At 59.8% G+C, this 20,551-nt stretch carries 15 protein-coding genes; 1 reads left to right on the forward strand and 14 read right to left on the reverse strand.

Going from position 1 to position 20,551, the window contains the following annotated elements; genetic code table 11:
* Positions 1-26 precede the first annotated feature (26 nt).
* From P0111_11285 to P0111_11340, 12 genes are all read right to left on the reverse strand, one after another.
* Positions 27-860, reverse strand: coding sequence for a hypothetical protein (locus P0111_11285; protein MDF0644608.1), 834 nt, complete (start codon positions 858-860; stop codon positions 27-29).
* Between the two features lie 100 nt (positions 861-960).
* Positions 961-1,398 carry a hypothetical protein gene (locus tag P0111_11290; GenBank protein MDF0644609.1) on the reverse strand — a complete coding sequence of 146 codons (438 nt, stop codon included), beginning with the start codon at positions 1,396-1,398 and terminating at the stop codon, positions 961-963.
* A complete protein-coding gene (locus tag P0111_11295; protein MDF0644610.1) occupies positions 1,395-3,767 on the reverse strand; it encodes an arylsulfatase in 2,373 nt (790 codons plus the stop codon). Before P0111_11295 ends, P0111_11290 begins: the two co-directional genes overlap by 4 nt.
* A gap of 42 nt (positions 3,768-3,809) precedes the next feature.
* Positions 3,810-4,586: a hypothetical protein gene (locus P0111_11300; GenBank protein MDF0644611.1), complete on the reverse strand. Its 777-nt coding sequence runs from the start codon at positions 4,584-4,586 to the stop codon at positions 3,810-3,812.
* A gap of 78 nt (positions 4,587-4,664) precedes the next feature.
* Entirely contained in the window at positions 4,665-5,972 is a 1,308-nt protein-coding gene (locus P0111_11305) for an outer membrane protein transport protein (GenBank protein ID MDF0644612.1), read from the reverse strand.
* Between the two features lie 74 nt (positions 5,973-6,046).
* Positions 6,047-7,501, reverse strand: a complete 1,455-nt coding sequence (locus P0111_11310) for a patatin-like phospholipase family protein (protein MDF0644613.1) — start codon at positions 7,499-7,501, stop codon at positions 6,047-6,049.
* 111 nt (positions 7,502-7,612) lie between these two features.
* Complete coding sequence (locus P0111_11315) at positions 7,613-9,424, reverse strand: mechanosensitive ion channel family protein (protein MDF0644614.1); 1,812 nt, start codon at positions 9,422-9,424, stop codon at positions 7,613-7,615.
* A 344-nt stretch (positions 9,425-9,768) separates the two neighbouring features.
* Positions 9,769-10,728 carry a hypothetical protein gene (locus tag P0111_11320; GenBank protein MDF0644615.1) on the reverse strand — a complete coding sequence of 320 codons (960 nt, stop codon included), beginning with the start codon at positions 10,726-10,728 and terminating at the stop codon, positions 9,769-9,771.
* Positions 10,725-11,030, reverse strand: a complete 306-nt coding sequence (locus tag P0111_11325; protein MDF0644616.1) for a hypothetical protein — start codon at positions 11,028-11,030, stop codon at positions 10,725-10,727. The genes P0111_11320 and P0111_11325 overlap by 4 nt, the downstream gene beginning before the upstream one ends.
* A gap of 167 nt (positions 11,031-11,197) precedes the next feature.
* Positions 11,198-13,933 carry a glucosidase gene (locus tag P0111_11330; protein MDF0644617.1) on the reverse strand — a complete coding sequence of 912 codons (2,736 nt, stop codon included), beginning with the start codon at positions 13,931-13,933 and terminating at the stop codon, positions 11,198-11,200.
* A gap of 29 nt (positions 13,934-13,962) precedes the next feature.
* Positions 13,963-14,772: a polyphosphate kinase 2 gene (gene ppk2 / locus P0111_11335; GenBank protein MDF0644618.1), complete on the reverse strand. Its 810-nt coding sequence runs from the start codon at positions 14,770-14,772 to the stop codon at positions 13,963-13,965.
* Between the two features lie 58 nt (positions 14,773-14,830).
* Positions 14,831-17,368, reverse strand: a complete 2,538-nt coding sequence (locus P0111_11340; GenBank protein MDF0644619.1) for a phosphoketolase family protein — start codon at positions 17,366-17,368, stop codon at positions 14,831-14,833.
* Positions 17,369-17,709: 341 nt separating this feature from the next.
* Here P0111_11340 and atpG point away from each other — a divergent pair, with 341 nt between their 5' ends.
* Positions 17,710-18,606, forward strand: a complete 897-nt coding sequence (gene atpG / locus P0111_11345) for an ATP synthase F1 subunit gamma (GenBank protein ID MDF0644620.1) — start codon at positions 17,710-17,712, stop codon at positions 18,604-18,606.
* A 158-nt stretch (positions 18,607-18,764) separates the two neighbouring features.
* Here the strand turns inward: atpG and P0111_11350 are convergent, their stop codons facing one another.
* Entirely contained in the window at positions 18,765-19,748 is a 984-nt protein-coding gene (locus tag P0111_11350; protein ID MDF0644621.1) for a hypothetical protein, read from the reverse strand.
* 45 nt (positions 19,749-19,793) lie between these two features.
* A complete protein-coding gene (locus P0111_11355; protein ID MDF0644622.1) occupies positions 19,794-20,537 on the reverse strand; it encodes a lipid-binding SYLF domain-containing protein in 744 nt (247 codons plus the stop codon).
* Positions 20,538-20,551: the final 14 nt, after the last annotated feature.

Below are 20,551 nucleotides of genomic sequence, written 5' to 3' on the forward strand. Positions count from 1 at the left end.
TGCCGGAGGAGCAACAATAGAGAGGGCTAATAGTGGAAGGACAGTCCGCCCACGATGTGGTTGATGCTGTAGGTGCCTTGAAAGCCGGTCAGCGCCCCGGTATCGGCGACGAAATCAAAGGTCGCCCGGTTGTATTTGTATTCGGCAAAGAGGCCGATCCGGTCGGTTACGTAGTAGCGCAATCCGCCGAGGACGTTGAGGCCGGGCACAAAATTATCGCGAGCCGTAAAGCTGCTATTGGAGATATAGGTCCAATTGATACCGAGTCCGATCCCGGCGTACGGCTGCAACCGGCAAAATTCCCGCTCGTACCGCATCTCCACTCGACGAGTCACCTGTTCCGTGTGATCGAGCGTCGTGGTGCATGAGAACTGCGCCCGGACGATCGCATTGACGGCCAAGGTCGTGACGCGCATGTAGCTTCCCGGCGCGGCTCCCTGCTGCTCAATATTGGGCGTCGTATTGAAGGCTTCGATTTCCACCCCGAACCAACTCAATTGATCGGAGAAGAATCCTCCGGCCTTGGCGCCATAGACCCCGGAGTCTGCAAGATTGCGGTTGCCGAAACTGTCACCGGCCAGGTTGCCGATGCCGTCGGTACTGAATGTTCCACCGAACGTATAGCCCCCGAACCCGGCGATATACCCTTCCGTCGGACGCACACGAATGACTTCAGAGTGTTTTTCCGGCTCAGGCGCGACCGCCTGAGCCGACTGCCTCATCCGCCCTTGGTCCGCGGAGGCCGGCGGCGAGGACTGGGCCGAGACGGCCGGCGGCAGCGCCGCCGACCATGCCCATCCGACCATGATCAACATTCCGCACCAAGCTGCACGTCTCGCTCGCAATCGGCGCTCCATCATCGTCGTCTCCTTGAAATTCCGTCTGGCTCTTCTGCTGACTCTTCTGCGACTTCATGAGTCCTGCACCGCCCGCTCAACGGCACTCACACCATCTGGGCGATCATTCGGTTCTCATCAATTCCCCGTGAAAGCGGTCTCCTGTCTGTCGGTTGACCGCCTGGATAAAGAGGAGCGGCTTTCCCTTCTTGTCGTGGAGAGTGCCGGAGAGGGTTCGGAGATCGGAGCCTCCCTCCAAACGACCATCCCGAACTCCGATATGCCCGCTACCGAGAACCGTATCGGAGGCAGTCTGACCGACGAAGTAATACGTGCCGTTGTCGCGAATCGTCAGCGTGACCTCTCCTGCAGGCAGGATCCGGCGTTCCTTCATGAGAACACCTCGCCACTCGCCGACAACGGCGTTGAGATCCTGGATCGGCACCGTCGCCCAGCTCGACTCGTAGTGAACCGGTTCATGCGAGCATCCGCTCAACGCAACCAGGAGCAGGAGGCCGGACAGAAACCGCCATGTCTGCGGTATATCACGATAGTGGTTCATTTCGGTTCCGGCAGTTCGATGATGACGCGCTGAACCTTGCCCGTGAACCGTGAAGCTGCCTCGGCCCCGACCACCTCGACCACCGGTGTCGCGAGATCCATGCCGACGTCGGCAGTCTCATCGGCCGAGAAGATCATGGGTTGAGTCCGTCCAATGCGCCCTTCTCCCACCTTGCGGTCGTTGATATACAGGGTGCCGGTGCCGCCTTTGCCCAATCCCCCGCCGTCGTAGGCAAATTCAAAACGGATCGTAGACTTGCCTGGTTTCAACGTCTCCGCTGATGCGACGGTAAAGCGCTCCAGGCCCAGGAAGTTGTAATCATAGGCCGGCGCGCCGTCCTTCACGTACAAGGCCCAGCCGCCGAAGCGGCCGCCCTGCGCAATGACGATGCCCTGCGCCTTGGCGCCCTCTGAGACGTCCACTTCGGCCGTGATCGTTTTCGACCGGTTCTTGATGTTGAGAAACGTGTTTTCCGTCATGCCCGTCATGCCGTCGGCCAGCGTCAGGGAGGTACGACCCGCCATCAGATCCGGCCGGCTGACCGTGGCCGGGATGAACCGCTCGAATACCCGGTCGTCGATCGGCAGGACATGGTTTTTCTCGGCCTCGCGCATGAAGAGCGCCTTCAGGTCGGCCAGTTTCTTGGGATACTTCGCCGAGAGATCGTGGACCAGACTGAAGTCGCGCGTGGTGTCATACAGTTCCCAGATGTCCTCGGCCAGCGGCCGGCGAGGCTCCCGCTCCCAGGGCGCCCGATGGATGGTCCTGGCGAGCCAACCGTCCCGATACATGGCGCGGTTGCCGAACATTTCAAAGTACTGGGTCGTATGCCGATCCTTCGCCTGAGGACGATCAAAGGAATACAGCATGCTCACCCCGTCCATCGGACGTTGGATGGTGCCGTTCACGACCTTCGGTTCCGGAAGACCTGCGGCCTGGAGAATGGTCGGCGCGACGTCGATCACATGGGTGAACTGCGTGCGCAGCTCCCCTTTGGACGTGATCCCCTTGGGCCAGCGGACGGCCATGCCGACCTTCGTCCCGCCGAAATCGGATCCCATCTGTTTGGTCCATTGATAGGGAGTGTCCATCGCCACGGCCCAGCCGGCCGCCATGTGCGGGTAGGTGTGGGGTCCGCCCCACTGGTCGAGGTGTTTGAGCATGTCCGCCACTTGCTCTTGAACCCCGTTGAAGTAGGTCATCTCGCTGTACATGCCGTTCGAGCCGCCCTCGGCGCTGGTCCCATTGTCGCCGTAAATCAGAAAGACGAGCGTGTTGTCGAGCTGCCCGGTCTCGCCGATGGCCTCGACGACTCGACCGATTTCATGGTCGGTCATTTCGATGAAGGCGGCGAACACTTCAAACTGACGCGTGAACAGTGTTCTTTCGTCATCGCTCAGGCTCTTCCAGTCGCGGATGGCCTCCGGCTTCGGTGCCAGCGCGGTCCCGTTGGGCACGACGCCCCGTTCGATCTGACGCGCGAGGATCTCCTCGCGCAGCTGGTCCCACCCCTCGTCGAATTTGCCCTTCCAGCGCGCGATCCACTCCTTAGGCACATGATGCGGCGCATGCGTGGCGCCCGGCGCAAAATAGGCAAAGAAGGGCTTTTCAGGCGTGAGGGCTTTTTGGTATTTGATCCAGGCCACCGCCTGGTCGGTCATGTCGGTCAGAAAGTGATAATCGGGGTCCGCCGGCAGTTCGACCGGATGGACACCGTCGTAGATGAACGGCGCCCATTGATTCGTCTCACCGCCGAGAAAGCCGTAGAACTTGTCGAAGCCTTGGCGGGTCGGCCAGCGGTCGAACGGTCCCGACACGTTCGCTTCCCAGGCGGCGAGTTCATGCCACTTGCCGAACGCGCCCGTGCTGTAGCCGTTCAAGCGCAACATCTCGGCCAGCGGCGCGACATTGTTGGGGATCTGTCCCGTGTTCCCAGGGAACGCCGTGCCGGTTTCGATGATCGAGCCCATGTTGTTGACGTGATGATTGCGCCCGCTCTTGAGCGCGGCGCGGGTCGGAGAACAGACGGCCGTCGTATGAAAATTGTTGTAATACAATCCCTCTCTGGCAATGCGATCGAAGGCCGGCGTTTCGACCGGCCCTCCGAACGTACTGGTACCGGCGAAGCCGAGATCGTCGACGAGCACGACGAGCACATTCGGCGCACCGGCCGGCGCCGTGACCTCGAAGTGAGGCGGCGCCTTCGCCTTGCGCACGTCCAGCTCATTGTACAGAGGCCGCTTGGGCTGTTGAATCGGCAAGACCGTCCGATCCAACTGGTCCGCAGCATCGACATTCGTCGCCATCATCATGATCGACAGGGCCAGCGACGGCATGAGACTGAAGCGGTTCATCATCCATACCTTCATCGCGGTTCCCCCTTCCATTCACTTTCTATGCTCTCCGGCGCGTCACTTCATGCCGGCCAAGACATCCAGCAGCGCTTGATCCGCGAAATCGACTTTGATCAACCCGTAGCGCGGATAGTCCAGATCGACGATGAGAAAGATGGTCACGGTCATCACCAGCGCAAACACCAGCAGATGCAGCCGGACATGGCGTGCCTGGGTGCCGGACAGCACATACCCGGCCAAGAGCGAGCAGGACAAGCTCAGCAGCAACAGCATGGTCATAATGAGCTTCGGCGTATGCGTCTGTGCCGCGATGCTGCGCCTGGTCGCGACGTCGATCATTGCATTCACCGGGGATAGCACGAGGTCCGTCAGTTCGCGATCCATCTCGCCAAGAGCGGCGACTGTTCCCGACCAGATCTCGCGTTGAACGCCGGTCGCAATCGCCGCCTGCTTACCGGAAGCCTCCAGGTCAGGTAGAGCCTGAATGACACCGATCCGCGCTTCCAAATATCGGCGATATTGGTCGCGCAATGCCGGTTGCCTGGCGGCGGGCAACAGGTCCAAACGCAGGTAAGAGGTGCCGATGGTATTGGCTTCCTCCACGACCAACTGTCGCCGCAATTCAAAACGGTCCGCCGCGCCGGAAAAGGTGAACGCAATCATCAGGCCCATCAAGCCGAAGATGGCGGCTTCCACCGCGGTCAGCCTCGTGATCGTCGAGTCGCTGTTCTGCGCCCGGTCCCTGCGCCCCAGCCGTTGCCCGATGAGCAGGCACAGAACCATGCCGACGAACAGGCCGAGGAGCAGCAGCTCCGCACTCGTGTTATAGCTCATGCATCTGCCTGTTCATTCGTCGCAATTTCTTCCAACCGGTCAACTGGGCCCATTCGCCGGCAACTGGTCAGGAGCCGGTCAGGCTTGCCCGGCCCCCTTGCCCCAAATGAAGCTCACCTGAAAGAAATTAATATAGGTTCCGGGAAATTGTCCGACCACCGCGCCGGTCAGGGGACCTCGATTCTGGTTCACCGGCAGGTCGCCGCCGTAGGCCAGTTCATAACTGAACGCCACGTTGAGCTTGGGACTGGCCTGCCATTCGGCGCCCAGCCCGAACCGGAACTGTTGGCCGATCGGAAGCGTGACCGTGCGGTCCTGGTCCTTGAGCATGGAGCTGTCCCAGGCGAACCCGCTGTTGATGAGCCAGGCCTCCGTGACCCGATAGCGATTTCCCAAGGCCACGTGAAAGGTGTCCTGATAATTGATGTTGGTGGTCAGACTCGGATCTGCATTGCCTCCGGTGACGCCGACATCCACCTTGCCGAACTGGCTCCAGTCCTGCCAGCCGAAGTCCAGCATCATGGCCCAGTGGTCGGTAAACTCGTGGTAGGAACTGACCATGACCGACTGCGGCACGGTCATGCCCAGATCGAGTTCTCTGTTCAACAATCCGCGGTTCTGGAGCGCCGTTCCCAGGGGACCGGTCAGGTTGGTGAAAGTGGGGGTGGCTCCGAAGTCGAGCTTGATCTGCGAATAGTAGGTGGCACCGAACCTGGTGCCCTTGCGAGGTTCGAAAAGCAGCCCGACATTGCCGCCGGCCCCGACCGTCGTGTCCGTCATCTGCATGTTTCCGTCCGGCACGTTGAGGAGCGCGCGATTGTTGACGGCGGCGCTGTAGTTCAGATAACCGATCATGACGTTCGCCGCGGCGCCGATGGACAGCTTCTCGTTGATGCGATAGCTCAGCCCCGGCATCATGCTGACTCCGATCAGCGTATTTTCGAGCGCATAGTAGCGGCCGACCCATCCCGAGTCGTAGCTCATGCCGAGGCCAAAGTTCGAAAAGACGCCCAGCCCCACCTTCACGTCCTGGCCCAGGCCGTGAACGTAGAACAGGCTCATGCTCGGCAGCACGCCGACCGGATTGCCGCCGCTGTTCCCCTCCACGGTGGTACCGGTCGTGGGACTGAACCCGATGCCGGCCTGCAGCAGTTGCGCACCGGCCTGAAACTGATTACCCGTGAGCCGGCTCATGCCGGCGGGATTCTTCAGCAACGTGGCCGGATCCTGGGCGCGAGAGGCCCAACCGGCGCTGGCAAGGCCCACGTCCGCGGTGGCGATCTCATAGAGGGACAGGCCTCCGGCCCACGCCGGCGGCTCGAACAATAGGGCCAGAGCACAGACGACAAACCCGGCGTAGAACGCCGCAGATCCTAGTTTGCCCATTGCGACACCTCCCTTTCGGCCTCTCTCTTCCGAAAGTCGGACGAAATTCGACGAATCTACGTGGCCACGGCCGGCTATTGCGGCCGAACGTCCGCATCGACCGATGGTGATTCAGCTGCCCGCTCCGATGCGACAGGCGCCGGCGCTTCGACGTCCTTCATCAACCGCTGAAACTCCTTGTCGTTTCGGATCAGCTTGGCGGCCGCCGTGACCAACCGATCGATCTGCTCGTCCTTGAGATACAGGGTCGTCGGAATCTTCATCAACGAAATGCGCTCGTCCGGATCCTCGATCTCATTTAAACTGGCGTTGATGAAATAGATGTCGGCGTCTTCGGCGAAAGGACTCCCTGGAGGGCGCGGTTTGAACTGGAGTTCCGTCCGCCACTTTTCCACACCCATCTTGATGAGCGTGGTGGTATCGAACGAATATCGATTGATCGGAATGTCGACCAATGAGCTCATGGCCTTGGAAATGACCGGAACATGATCGCTGCGGAACTCCATCACATCAGGAGACGTCTCAGCATTCACGGTCAGAATGACGAATTTTTTGATATTCTTCACACCCGCGGCAAGCAATAACTTTTCAAACCCTCCCTGCAAGCCGCTGTTTTCGATGAGTCCCCGCAGCGCAAGATTGTCCGACAGACCGCCATCGAGCAAGTGGATGTAGGGACGTTTCTTGACGTCCGTATAAGAGAGCAACTCGTTAGCCCGCTGCCCTCCGATTTTGCCTCGCCTCTTCGCCTCCTCCAACCATGCCGGCACCTCATACTTGCAATCATTCGCGTAGTTCTTCAAGGAGATCGGACTCAGAACGAGGGGAAGCGCGGCCGAGGCGGCGGAAGCATCGGCGATAGGCAGCTGGCTGAGATCGGAACAGATAATATCGAACTGGAATTGCGTGAATTCAAACCGCGCCAGGGTGGCCATATCGGACGCATGGATGATCAGCATCGGCCGCTGATGCAGCGCGGCCAGATCGGCATAGGTCTTGTGATCAAAAAGGGCTTCGTCCAGAAGTTCGGACATCAGGTGCGCGCGGCCGAAATACGGGGACCACAGCCGGAACCAATTGCTTGGCGATTTGAAGACGCGCTCCTTCAGCTCGCCCTCCCAATTTTTCCGAAGGAACCGGTATTCGAAGTCATGGAAGATTCGATCCCGGTAGAGCGCATAGTAGCCGCCTGTAAAGGTGCCGCCGGACAGGGCGTGAATAAGATCGAGTTCGTCGAGGAGACGCTTCCTCTTGCCTTCCCAAACAATCTCCTGGTGAGCCAATTCACGCAACGCGCCGAATGCCAACGTCGACGCGCGCGTGCCGCCACCGGAAAATGCGGCCACGAATAAGAAACTGTCGGTATTATCGGAACCGGGCGGCCCGACGTTGGTGAACCGGTACCCGCCGGTCGGATCCCACTTTTCCAACGGCCGGTTCAATGTCGGGCGGACGTATTCGCATCCGGCGAATAGCATGAGAAACACCACCGCGAACCATGAAACGCGTCCGATCCTGAGCTGTTTCATTCCGTCCTCTTTCGGTGACATTCACGATCTTTTGCCATGAATCCCCGCTCGTCGAAACTGTCAAAACTGACAGGTCCTGCCTGAGACCGCTGCCGCCCGTCCACACCGTTGTCAGACCCTTGCCGGTGTATACTGCGGCGACCCTTCCGGCGGATACTCCAATGAGTTCTTCAGCGCGGCGATCTTGTCCGGCGGGAAGCCCGGCAGATACAGTTCCCGCTTCGATCTCCATTCCTTCACTGCAGCGCCGACGGCCTTCGCCCGATTCTCATCGAACGGCTTCCCCGGCAACGAGTATTGCACCTCGGCCGGGACGGCAAAATCCGACCCGGCCGCCTCGATGATGTCCATGATGCGGAGATTCAAGTCCTCCGCAATCTCCAAGGATTCTTGGTAGTCGGTCACTCCGATGTAGGCAAACACGTCGACGTCCAAGGAATAGACTCCAAACCCCTTAAATCGGACATGCAGCGGCTCCGAAAGAATCTTGGGATGCCCATAGAGCATCTTGCGGATCTCCACCAGGACATACCGGATCTGATCCGGCGTCGTTTCGTATCGGAGTTGAAGGGTCGGGTGATACCAGAAGCGATCTCGCTCCGAATAATTGTCCAGGTGCATATTGGCGAACTCGGCATTGGCGACGGTGATGACCGTTCGCTCCAAGGTCCTGACGCGGGTTGCGCGGAGCCCGATCTCCTCGATGGTCCCGACCCGATCGCCGAACCGGCAGAAATCCCCGACCTTCACGGGACGAGAGGCAAACAACGTCAGCGCGCCGAAGATGTTCTCCAGACTTTTCTGGGATGCCAACGCCACCGCTACGCCGCTGATGCTGAGCCCGGCAAGCAGCGTCGTGACCTTGTAGCCCGCATTGTCCAGCCAGAGCAGCACCGCGCCCGCCAGGGCGAGGATCTTGACCAATCTGGCCACTGGCGTGAGCAGGACCCGGGAGCCGCTGAGCCCCTGTTGATCGAGGTTGACGCCGATGCGATGCCCGACGAAGTCGATCAGCCGCACGAGAAACCACGCCAAGGCGATCACTTGGACGGTACGAGCCTGCCCGAGCGCTCGAACCGCCACGGACGGCCCGATCATGCCGATGACTTCACGCCCGATGACCGTCCAGACCAACAGCGCGAACGGCCCTCTGAAATATTGCGTGAACTGCTGCGCCAGGTCGGCCCGCACGGCCCCCAGCAGGGCGGCGAGCAGCCAGGCCGCCAGCCGTGCAACCGGGATCAACAGGATGCCGAGGACCACCGCCACCGCCCAGACCACGAGATGCACACCCAGGATGGAGACGTCGAACAACCAAGAGGGAAGCACATGCTCGAGCGGCCCATATCCGAACTGTTGATACAGCTCGGGAATGTCGGCCACCGTCAGGCTCGAAAATTTCCAGATATAGACCCCGTCCCCGCGCGGCACCCGCTGCATGAGCAGATCGTAGCTTTTCTCCTGTGCCGAGAGATGTCCGATCCGCTCGCGCACCACGGGCAGATTGTCGTTCGACTCTCCATCCGGGTTGGCGCTGAGCGTTTCGATGTCGATCCAGAGAGCCCGGTCCAGCACGATTTTCAGTTGGCGCGCCAGCTCGGGCCCTTGGCTTTCGGTCAGGCCGGGCGGCAGATTCCGGAGGTCCAAGAACTCTGCGGCCCGCGCGTAGTTACGCTCCGTAGCCGCCTGCAGATAACCCTGGACGCTCGACCGCGGCGTGCCTCGACCCAGCGAATCGTCCGGGATCCCGGCAGCCGCGCCTTCCGGCGCGGAATTCGTCTTGGTCTTTCGCTCCATGAGTTCTTTGAACGTCGGCTGCACGGTTTCCGAATCGGCCCTCACGGGCGCCATCGTAACCGTGGCGACCATAACGACTATGCTTCCGATCACCATCAGAGGCCTACTGCCTTTCAGGCGGTTCATACGATCCTCCTTCCGCCGGTCGCATCACGAGATTGCCGGATCTGCATAAGTTGTCTCCGGTCCGACTCCCCTGGAAACCGGAGATCGATGCCTGACACCCTTCCCGGCGTCTGCCCGCCCGTCGCCCTGCAGGCGGCCGCGCGCGGTCTGTCCCCGTCCGAACCGGGACAGGCATCCGCCTCCGCCAGGCTACGGCGGGAGCCAGTCCCCAACTCATCGACCGAATAGTCCCGGCCCGGAATCGCATGAGAAAAGAAACGGCGCAAGGAAGAGGAACAGGGCGGGAATCAGCGGATGGGTGTCCTGCGGGACACTGATTCATCAGCGGTCAAGCAATGCTCTGGCTAGAAGAGATAGATGGTGGCGTATACATAGGCCAAGTTATAGCTGAAATTGGCGGTAAAGCCTTTGTCACCGTCCCCCCTCAGGCCGGCCTGCAGTCGGTCGTACGCGGCGCCCATCGCGAAATGCTTGAGGAGCCGATACTCAAGCCCGGCGTAGAATTCGAACATCGCTCCTGAGTAATCATTGATGGTGAGATAGAAGAAGTCGTAGCGGTTTTGGAATTGCAATTTTGGCGTGATGTTGTAATTCAGAACGAACCCGACGGACGGGAGAGGCAACGTCACCTGCTCGTTCACGAGAGCGGTGCTGCTCGCCTTGCCGTTAATGGTCCCCTGTGCGGCAAAATTGAAGTTGGTCTTCATGATGTACAGACCAGGAGAAAAGGCCAGTTCAACTTTGTCGCTCCGATAGAAGGAATAGCTGTAGAGCAACCGATAGGTGTTGAAGCTCAGCCCGGTCTGCGTCGCCGCGCCGGCCGACACGATGTTGTCGCCGACTTGAATTTCCTGGTTGATGGCCTTGTTCCCGCTCAATCCGACGCGATACCAGGACAGGCCGACAGCATGCCGCTCGTTGAACCGATAGAGCCCATCGATCCTGAACGCATCGGTGCTGCTGTTCCCTCCGAGCGTGTTGGTGAAGTCCACGGCGGCCCCGAGTCCCAACACCGGTCCGGCGACCGACACATTGGCCGTCGCCCCAAAAACATAGGCCCATCCACCGCGGATCATGAGCTTGTCGGAGAACGGAGCCTCTGAGGAGGGTTCTTCGGCTAGAACAGGTAAGACGTACCCTGCCAGGACAATCACCACCGCAAGGACAGAGGCCGCGGTCCGGAAGCACCGATACACGAACGTCGTCCAAGAGGCCGAGGAGCGCATGCGTGTGATGGCCGGCTTCACCACCTGCGTCTGTACCGGCGAAGAGACGCCGTCAACAGGGGAATCGCATGGAATCATTTGGCGGCCGGCTGGGCTTCGACAGACGGCATGGGAGCCGTGGCTTTCATCGACGGTGCCTTCATGGCGGCTTCATATTCATCCGACGTGATCTCCTTGACCTCGGACGATTGCAAGGTCACCATGCTTCCCGATTTTGCGTCCTTGATCTTCACGGCGCCGCCTTTGCCGGCCTCCTTGACCTCTGTCGTGTAGTAGCTCTTCCCGGAAGAGGGATCGGTCACGCGGTAGTAATTCGTACAACCGGCGACCATCGAGATCAGTCCGCAGAGCATCAGGCCCGTGGTGAAACATTTCCGCATGCTGTCCTCCTGTGTTCGACTATGACATGGGGGCATCCTTGACTCGACCTCCACCGGCCTCCCCCTCGGGCGTTGGAGTGTACCGAAAAAGAGGGGCGCTGTCTATTCGGATCTGCAGGCGCTCCGCCGTTGCCGGACATGGCTCCGTGATCCAATCTCTCCCTCCCCTATTTGGCCGTTTTGCCTGAAGCGAAGGCGCCACGCTTCCCCTCCTGGAGGAAAGTCTGAGGATCAAGCCTCCCATAGAGCTCGATCATCTTCGCCACCAGTCCGGTCCATCCTGTTTGATGACTGGCGCCCAGTCCCGCGCCATTGTCCCCGTGGAAATATTCGTAGAACAGAATGTGGTCCCGCCAGTGAGGATCGTCTTGAAATGTCTTGCTGCCTCCGTACACCGGACGTTTGCCCTGCGTATCGCGCAGAAATATGCGGGTCAGACGGTCGGCGATGTCTTTGCTGACCTCGAACAGGTTCATCATCCGTCCGGACCCGGTCGGGCACTCGATCTTAAAGTTATCGCCGTAATAGAGATGGTAGGCCAACAGGGCTCGGATGATCATGGCATTCACCGGCATCCAGACCGGCCCGCGCCAGTTGGAGTTGCCCCCGAACATGCCGGTGTTCGACTCAGCCGGCAGATAGTCCACCCGGTACTCCTGCCCCGCGACGTGGAACACATAGGGATGCTGCTGGTGAAATTTTGAGAGCGACCGGATGCCGTAGGGACTCAGGAATTCATTCTCATCCAGCATCTTCGTGAGAATCCGGCGCAGGCGTTCCTGATTGACCAGCGCGAAGATCCCGCGATGGTTCACCCCCTGGTGGCCGGGACCGGTGAGGTGAATAGAGCGGAGAAGCTCCGGCATCTGCAGGATGCGCTCTTGAAATTGCGCCGCCGCCTCCGGAACCCTTGCGCGCTGCCATTCTTCGATCACCGACGTCGCGCAAAGCGGCAACAGCCCCACCATGGAACGCACCTTGAGTCTCGTGGCGCTCCCGTCCGGCAACCGCAACAGATCGTAATAAAACCCGTCTTCCTCGTCCCACATGCCGTCTGATCCCGGCTTGTTCATCGCTGCAGCGATATAGAGAAAGTGCTCGACGAACTTGGGGACCATGTCGAGATACGTGCGATCGTGCGGGGCGATCTCGACGGCCAACTCCAGCATGTTCTGACTGAAGAGCGCCATCCAGGCCGTGCCGTCCGCTTGTTCCAGATGGCCGCCGGTGGGCAACGGAGCGCTCCGGTCGAACACGCCGATGTTGTCGAGCCCGAGAAATCCGCCCTCAAACACGTTCTTCCCGAAACGGTCCTTGCGATTCATCCACCAGGTGAAGTTCAGCAATAGCTTGTTGAACGCCGATTTGAGGAAATCGATATCATCTTCGCCTCGAAGCGCCAACTCCGCGCGGTGAAGGAACAGCGTCGCCCAGGCATGCACAGGAGGATTGACGTCGCTGAAGTTCCATTCGTAGGCCGGGATTTGCCCGCTGGGGTGCTGATAGACACCCTTTAACATCAGTTCCATCTGCCGCTTGGCAAAGTCGGGGTCCACGATCGAGAGCGGCAACGTATGGAAGGCCAGATCCCATGCGGCATACCAGGGATACTCCCACTTGTCCGGCATCGAAATGATGTCGCGGTTGATCATGTGAAACCATTCCCGATTGCGGAAGTCGCGACTCCCGCGATGCAGGGGATGCGCGCGATGCTCACCCAGCCATTGATCGGCGTCGAGAAAATAGTACTGCTTGCTCCACAGCATGCCGGCAAGGGCTTGGCGCATCACGTTGGCTGCGTCCGGAGAAACGGAAGGAGGAGTCACCGCCTTATAGAACTCGTCGGCTTCCTTGACACGCTCGCTGAGAATGCCGTCGAACATCGCGCCGAACGGCGCGGGATCCTCCTTGGAACCGCCTTGTTTGACCAGTCGCAACTTCACGGTCGCCGACCGGTCGGGACCGATCGTGAACCGGTAATGAGGCGAGACTTTTGTGCCGATCCGGTCGGGATTGATGGCGTTCTGCTGACCATGCAGCACGTAATTGTTGATGCCGTCCTTCACATAAGGGCTCGCGTTCGGATACTCGGGAAAGAGCCGGTTGTTGTTCGTTTCGTTCTCCGTAAAGAGCAGCGGCACCTCGCCGTCGCAGTAGAGGATGTACTCCCCAAGCGCCGGATGCGAGGCCACCAGGGCGCTGGTGCCTTTCGGGCTCTTGACCTGCTTGAGCGCCGGCTTCTCGGCCGGCCTGGCCAGCCATTGAGCCCAGTCGTTGCGGAACCACAGGGTCGGCAAGAGGTGTAACTCGGCAGCCTCCGGTCCTCGGTTGACCGCCGTAACCTGGATCAGGATATCATCCGGGTCGGCCTTGGCATATTCGACGAACACGTCGAAGTAGCGGTTCTGGTCGAACACACCCGTATCCAGCAACTCATACTCCATCTCCTCACGGCTGCGCCGCTGATTCGTCGTCACAAGATCGGCATAGGGATAGGCCGCGTGGGGATACTTGTAGAGCAATTTCATATAGGAGTGCGTCGGCGTGCTGTCGAGATAGAAGTAGTACTCCTTGACGTCTTCGCCGTGGTTGGCCTCGCTGTTGGTCAAACCGAAGAGCCGTTCCTTGAGAATAGGATCCTTCCCGTTCCACAGGGCTAGGGCAAAACAGAGTCGCTGGCGCTCGTCGGACAGCCCGGCCAGCCCGTCCTCCCCCCAACGGTACGCGCGGGAGCGGGCATGATCGTGCGTGAAATAGTTCCAGGCGTCGCCGCCCTCGCTGTAGTCCTCCCGCACCGTTCCCCACTGGCGTTCGCTGAGGTACGGCCCCCAGCGCTTCCATGCGGAACCATCCGCGCGCAATCGCTCATGCTCGGCGGTGACCTTCTTGTCTTCACCTTTCATGGTCCTCTCCTGAGGCTGGTTCGGTGCGTTCAGTATTTTTGCGGTATGAATCGCCGACCTTCCAATGACGCCTGATCGTCGTATTTGTGCTTTTTCAAGCGGCCCGGCAACCGGATCCTTTCTCGCGGCAGTTTCTTGTAGGGAATCAGGCTCAGCAGGTGGCTGATGCAGTTGAGGCGGGCCCGCCGCTTGTCGTCCGATCGTACGATATACCACGGCGCATGCCTGGTGTCGGTTTTTTCCAGCATCAGGTCGCGGGCGCGCGAATATTCGTACCACTTCTCACGAGAGGGGAGATCCATGGGACTCAGCTTCCACTGGCGCAACGGATCCTCGATGCGGGCCTCGAATCGCCGCTCTTGTTCATCGTTACTGACTTCCAGCCAGTACTTGACGAGCAGGATGCCTCCGTCCACGATATATCGTTCGACGATCGGACAGAGGTCGAGAAACCGGCGATGATCATCTTTGTTGCAAAATCCCATGACATACTCGACCCCGGCGCGATTGTACCAACTGCGGTCGAAAATGACGATCTCGCCCACGGCGGGGAAGTGTTGAATATAGCGCTGGAGGTACATCTGGCTTTTTTCCCGATCCGATGGGGCGGGCAGCGCGACGACCCGAAAGACCCGAGGGCTGACCCGCTCCGTCATGGCCCGGATCGTCCCTCCCTTGCCTGCTCCATCGCGTCCCTCAAACACGACGATGACGCGCAGGCCTTTGTGTTTGACCCAGGCCTGGAGATGACAGAGCTCGGCCTGCAGCTTCCGCAGTTCCTCCTCATATTCCTTGCGTTTCAGCTTCGACCCTCCATCGTTGTGCTTCCGTTGCGCCATTCACAGTCTCCCTTGTGCGTTCACGTGGACAGAGGCCGCCGTCCGGCGGAATCGAGGCTCACACGTTGTCCGCCTCCGTTGAACCGCCGCGCCGTTTCGACGGAGCGCCATGCCCCCATCGCCACCCCGTAATCTCGGGCATGTCTTCACCGTATTTCGCGATGTATTGCTTGTGCTCGATCAACTTGTCGCGAACCGCCTGCTTGGCATAGGCGGCCCTCGACCCCAACTGCGGCAAACGGTCGATCACGTCGGCGAAGAGATGAAACCGATCCAGATCATTCATCACCACCATGTCGAACGGGGTGCTCGTCGTCCCTTCTTCCTTGTAGCCTCGGACATGCAGGTTGTCATGATTGGTCCGCCGGTACGTGAGGCGGTGGATCAGCCACGGGTAGCCGTGGAACGCGAAAATGATCGGCTTGTCCTTTGTAAACAGCGCGTCGAAATCCCGGTCGGACAGACCGTGGGGGTGCTCGCTGGGCGGTTGCAGCTTCATTAAATCGACGATGTTGATGACACGGATTTTCAGCGCGGGCAGATGCCGGCGCAGCAGATCCACGGCGGCCAATGTTTCCAGCGTCGGCACATCGCCGCAGCAGGCCATCACGACGTCCGGCTCCGTCCCGTTGTCGCTGCTGGCCCATTCCCAGATGCCGATCCCGGCCGTGCAATGTTTGATGGCCTCGTCCATCGACAGCCACTGAGGCGCCGGCTGCTTGCCGGCCACGACGACATTCACATAGTTGCGGCTGCGCAGGCAGTGATTCGTGACCGACAGCAGCGTGTTGGCGTCGGGAGGCAGATAGACCCGCACGACTTCCGCTTTCTTGTTCACGACATGGTCGATGAATCCCGGGTCCTGGTGGCTGAAGCCGTTGTGATCCTGCCTCCAGACATGGGAGCTGAGCAGATAATTGAGCGAGGCGATGGGACGCCTCCAGGGAATGTGGTTGCAGACTTTCAGCCACTTGGCGTGTTGATTGAACATGGAATCGACGATGTGAATGAACGCCTCGTAGCATGAGAAGAAGCCGTGGCGTCCTGTCAGCAGATACCCTTCCAGCCACCCCTGGCACTGGTGCTCGCTGAGCATCTCCATCACCCGACCGTCCGGCGCCAGATGGTCGTCGAAGGGGAAGCGCTCCGCCACCCAGGCGCGGTTGGTGACCTCCAGCACATCCTGCCAACGATTCGAATTGTTCTCGTCCGGGCTGAAGAGACGGAAATTTCCGGTCTCCCGGTTCAGGCTCATGGTGTCGCGGAGAAACTGTCCCATCACGCGGGTCGATTCAGCGGTGATGGCTCCGGGGGTTTTCACGGGAATCGCATAGTCACGGAAATCGGGCAGACGCAGCTCCCGGAGCAGGAGTCCTCCGTTGGCGTGCGGATTGGCGCTCATCCGACGCTCGCCTTTCGGAGCCAGTTCGGCCAGATCCGGATTGAGCCTGCCGTGCTTATCGAACAACTGCTCCGGGTGATAGGACTTCATCCAAGTTTCGAGGATCTTCACGTGCCCGGGCTTGTCATGCATTTCACCCATCGGCACCTGATGCGAGCGCCAGTAGTCCTCGGTTCGCTTCCCGTCGATCGATTTCGGGCAGGTCCATCCCTTGGGCGAACGCAGTATGATCATCGGCCAGCGCGGCCGTTCCTTCACGCCACTCTTCCGCGCCCGGATCTGGATCCGACGAATGTCGTCAAGGCACCGGTCTACCGCGGCAGCCATGAGCCGGTGCATGTCGGCAGGTTTATGGCCCTCGACGAAGTACGGCGTATATCCGTAGCCTCGGAACAGCTGGTCCAGTTCTTCGTGACTGATGCGGGCCAGCACGCAGGGATTGGCGATCTTGTAGCCGTTCAGATGAAGGATCGGCAACACGGCTCCGTCGGAGGCAGGGTTGAGGAATTTATTGGAATGCCAAGACGTCGCCATCGGTCCCGTTTCCGCTTCTCCGTCACCGACGACACAGGCCACGATCAGATCCGGATTGTCAAAGGCGGCTCCGTACGCGTGCGACACCGCGTAGCCCAACTCCCCGCCTTCATGGATCGACCCGGGCGTCTCCGGCGCCACATGGCTTGGGATGCCTCCTGGAAACGAAAATTGCTTGAACAGCCGCTTCAGACCCTCCTCATCACGTGAAATGCCGGGATAGACCTCGCTGTAGGTTCCTTCGAGATAGGCGTTGGCCACGAGCCCGGGGCCGCCGTGCCCCGGCCCCGTGACATAGATCATGCTCAGATCTCGTTGTCTGATGACTCGATTCAAATGGACATAGATAAAATTCAGACCGGGCGTCGTGCCCCAATGTCCCAACAAACGAGGCTTGATATGCTCTTTCTTCAAGGGCTTCTTGAGCAGGGGATTGTCATAGAGATAGATTTGCCCAACCGAAAGGTAATTCGCGGCGCGCCAATAGGCGTCCATCACTTTGAGTTCCTTCTCAGACAACGATTTCTGCATGAATGACTCCTTCTGGCTTTGTCGGGGTCGGTAGAACAAGGTTGCGTCTGCGTTCCGAGTCAGCAGCGTCGTCGGCCGGCACCCGAGTCGCGCACTCACCACTGATGTCGCCGTGAGTCTACTCCGCATCCAATCCGCTTGAGAATTGAGGCCGCCTCGTCCACTTCGATCTCGGCAACGAACCCGCTCTCGCAGTGTTCCTGTATTGTCCATAATCCCAGGGACGAAGACAACCGCAAGACCGCCACCCGTCATTCCTCTACTGAGGGGAACGAAGCTAATTCTGCACGACAGTGCGTTGTAGAGATTTCCGCCCTAGCGGAGGCCGCAAGAGTCCCATCTTGCCTCAATGCATGTTCCTGCCTCTGCAGCCTAAACCCCCTCGCCTTGATGCGTCCTGATTCTCGGTGCTAAAGTCGCACTTCTCATCGGTGACAAGCGGGCGTTGTCATATTTGATGAGGGAGGAGCATGCCCAGTCTTCAATCGGTCCGGCGGAAAATCGATTCCGTCAAGAAAACCCAGAAGATTACGAAAGCCATGAAAATGGTCGCGGCGGCGAAACTCAAGCGCACGCAGGACCGTATTCTCGCTGCCAGGCCGTACGCGCTCACGATGCGGGATGCAATTCGCGCGCTCAGCCGGCGCGTGAATCGGGACGCGCATCCTTTGCTCAAGAAGCGGGAAGGTCACCGGATCGAGGTGGCCGTCGTCACGAGCGACCGGGGGTTGTGCGGCGCGTTTAACGCGAACATCTTGCGAACGGCCGCTACCGCCTTGAAGGAATTCGAGTCCGCCGGCGCCAAGGTCCAGGTCGTCGTCATCGGCAGGAAGGGACGCGATTTTTTCAGGAGACGCGGTTGGACGGTGCGTCGAGAGATCGTGGACATCTTCGACAAGCTCTCGTTCGAGCACGGGATGTTGTTGGGCAACGAACTCCAGGCCCTTGAGAATTACGCGATGGACCGCGTCGACGCGGTCTATGCGATTTACAACGAGTTCAAGTCGGCCATCCAACAGCGCGTCGTCGTGGAGCGGCTGCTTCCGCTCGACTGGGTCGTGGAGATCTCGAACCTCAAGGAAGCGGACTCCGGTACCGACGGACTCCCCGGAGGCTACTTGTATGAACCGAGCGAAGATGAGCTGCTGGAACAGCTGCTGCACCGGAATTTTCACGTCCAGGCCTACCGCATCCTCTTGGAGTCGTCGGCCGCCGAACAAGGAGCCCGCATGACGGCCATGGACGGCGCCACAAGGAACGCCGGAGAACTGATCAAGAAATTGACGATCTACTACAACAAGACCAGGCAGGCGGCCATCACCAAAGAACTGATGGACATCGTCGGCGGCGCCGAAGCCTTGAAATAATAATGACTAGAACCTGTCTCACATTTCATTCATGATGGGATGGAATCTGTGGTCGTCATTCCCGCGCAGGCGGGAATCCAGTCTTTTCAGGTCATTCTGGATGCCCGCTTTCGCGGGCATGACCAGTTCTGACCGGAACACCCATTGTGAGATAGGTTCTAGAACGTTTTGAACATGTACCGGATTCCCACCTCGATGTTCCAGACATAGGCGCCGGGTAAATCACGGCCCCAGATTCCGACGCCCGGCCGCACGTAGGCCCCCAGTGTCCCGACTAAATTCCTGCCGCCCTCGAATTCCATCGTCATGCTGCTCTTCGCGTTCTGCACAAAATTGACTTGCACCACGGCATTGACAACGGTCCACCACTTCCTTGCCCAGAATGAATTCACCTGGACGGTGGTGCTGAAGAGCGACACGTCGCTTCGCGATGGGTCTCCGCCGACCGCGGCCTGATATTGCACTAAGCCGATCAGAAACGAGTCCCATTGTGGAACAAACCGGGCCGTGGCAAGGGCCGGACCGACCGTATATTTTCCCAGGCCCAATCCCGGCTCTGCGGCAGTCGGTAACGTCGTCAGCACGCCGACGAGTACGGCATATTCAGGCGTATTGTAGGCCCGCCAGGCTGCCGTGACGCTGAGATCGCTCAGGCCTCGCAGATTGGTGGCTCCGGGACGATTGGGATCGACCGTCTTGAGAAACGGCATATCGAACCGGAGCAGGTAGTTCCCTCGAAACGGGAGATCGACGCGTGCGACCGTCGCGGTGGCATTCGCGCTTTGAGGCAGATCGAGATATTGACTGGATAGCTGGACCCGGCCGACGATGGCGGTGGGGTCGGTTCCGTACTTGGCGCCCAGTCTCCGGAGTCGTTCGGCCTCGGCCTCCTGTTCAGTCGTCAATCCTTGCGGGCCGAGACGCTTGAGGATGCGACGTTTTCGTTTCGGAGCCTCGCCCGGGGGAGATGTGCCGGTCTCCGGCTCCATCTCCGTCTCGACCTCTTCCTCCACTTCGGTCGAGGGCGCCGGCTCGCTCTCGGCGACAGCTTCGGCAGCCGCGACCTCACCCATTGCAGGATAGCCGCTCGCAAGCGCAACCAACAGGAGCGCTAGAGCCGCAGCGGTTCCTCTTTGCTCCACGTTGCCCGCGCTCGTCTAGCCTGCCTCCCGGCGCATTCGCTGGCGCTAATCCACCAATTTGTCGGCGGCATGCCGCAGTTTCAACGCTTTGGGATTTCCGACCTCCTTCTTCACGACGATATCCGTGGGCCGGACTTCTCTCCCGTAATACGCCTTGTTCGAATCGTTCGAGACCGTGATGCCCGATCCGTCCACGGCGAGTCCGCCGAAGACGCCCTTCTTTTTCGCATAGGCCACAATGTCTGCAGAAATACCTTTCGCCGAGACTCCCGCGCCGACCGGGCCGGCGGCGATTCCGGCATTCGCACCCAGCTTGAAATCGTTCGTATAGAATTCTTCCAGCCCTTTTTGGGTCCTCACCACGAGAACCATTTCAGAAACGTCGGCGCCGATCTGCAGTCCGAAGCTGGCGGAGCCGATGTTATAGAAGACGGGATCGCCGAACTTTCCGGTCTTGTCATCTTTCACCAAGAGCACCCCGCTCCCCCCTGCCCCGCCGAAAATGAAGGCGCCCCGCATGAATTGCGGCACGATGAACAGCGCCTTGGCCTCCTTCCCCAACTCTTTCAGCGCTCCCTTCATGCCGTCGTCCGCCGCAAAGGACTCCACCGTCAGGAGCGCCTTGTCCACCAGCATTTGCTGCTCCGGTGCGTCGGCGGCCACGGCCGCGGTCGCGCCATATGCGCACAGCATCCCGAACAACGCGGCACCGGCCGCGACCGATCTGAACCGCACGGCGAGCCGTCGTGAACCTGTCGTCATGGCAATCACCTCCTGTTGGTTAATCATCCTGATTCCATCCA

This window comes from Nitrospira sp., from assembly GCA_029194535.1.
In the GTDB taxonomy this organism is placed as follows: Bacteria; Nitrospirota; Nitrospiria; order Nitrospirales; family Nitrospiraceae; genus Nitrospira_C.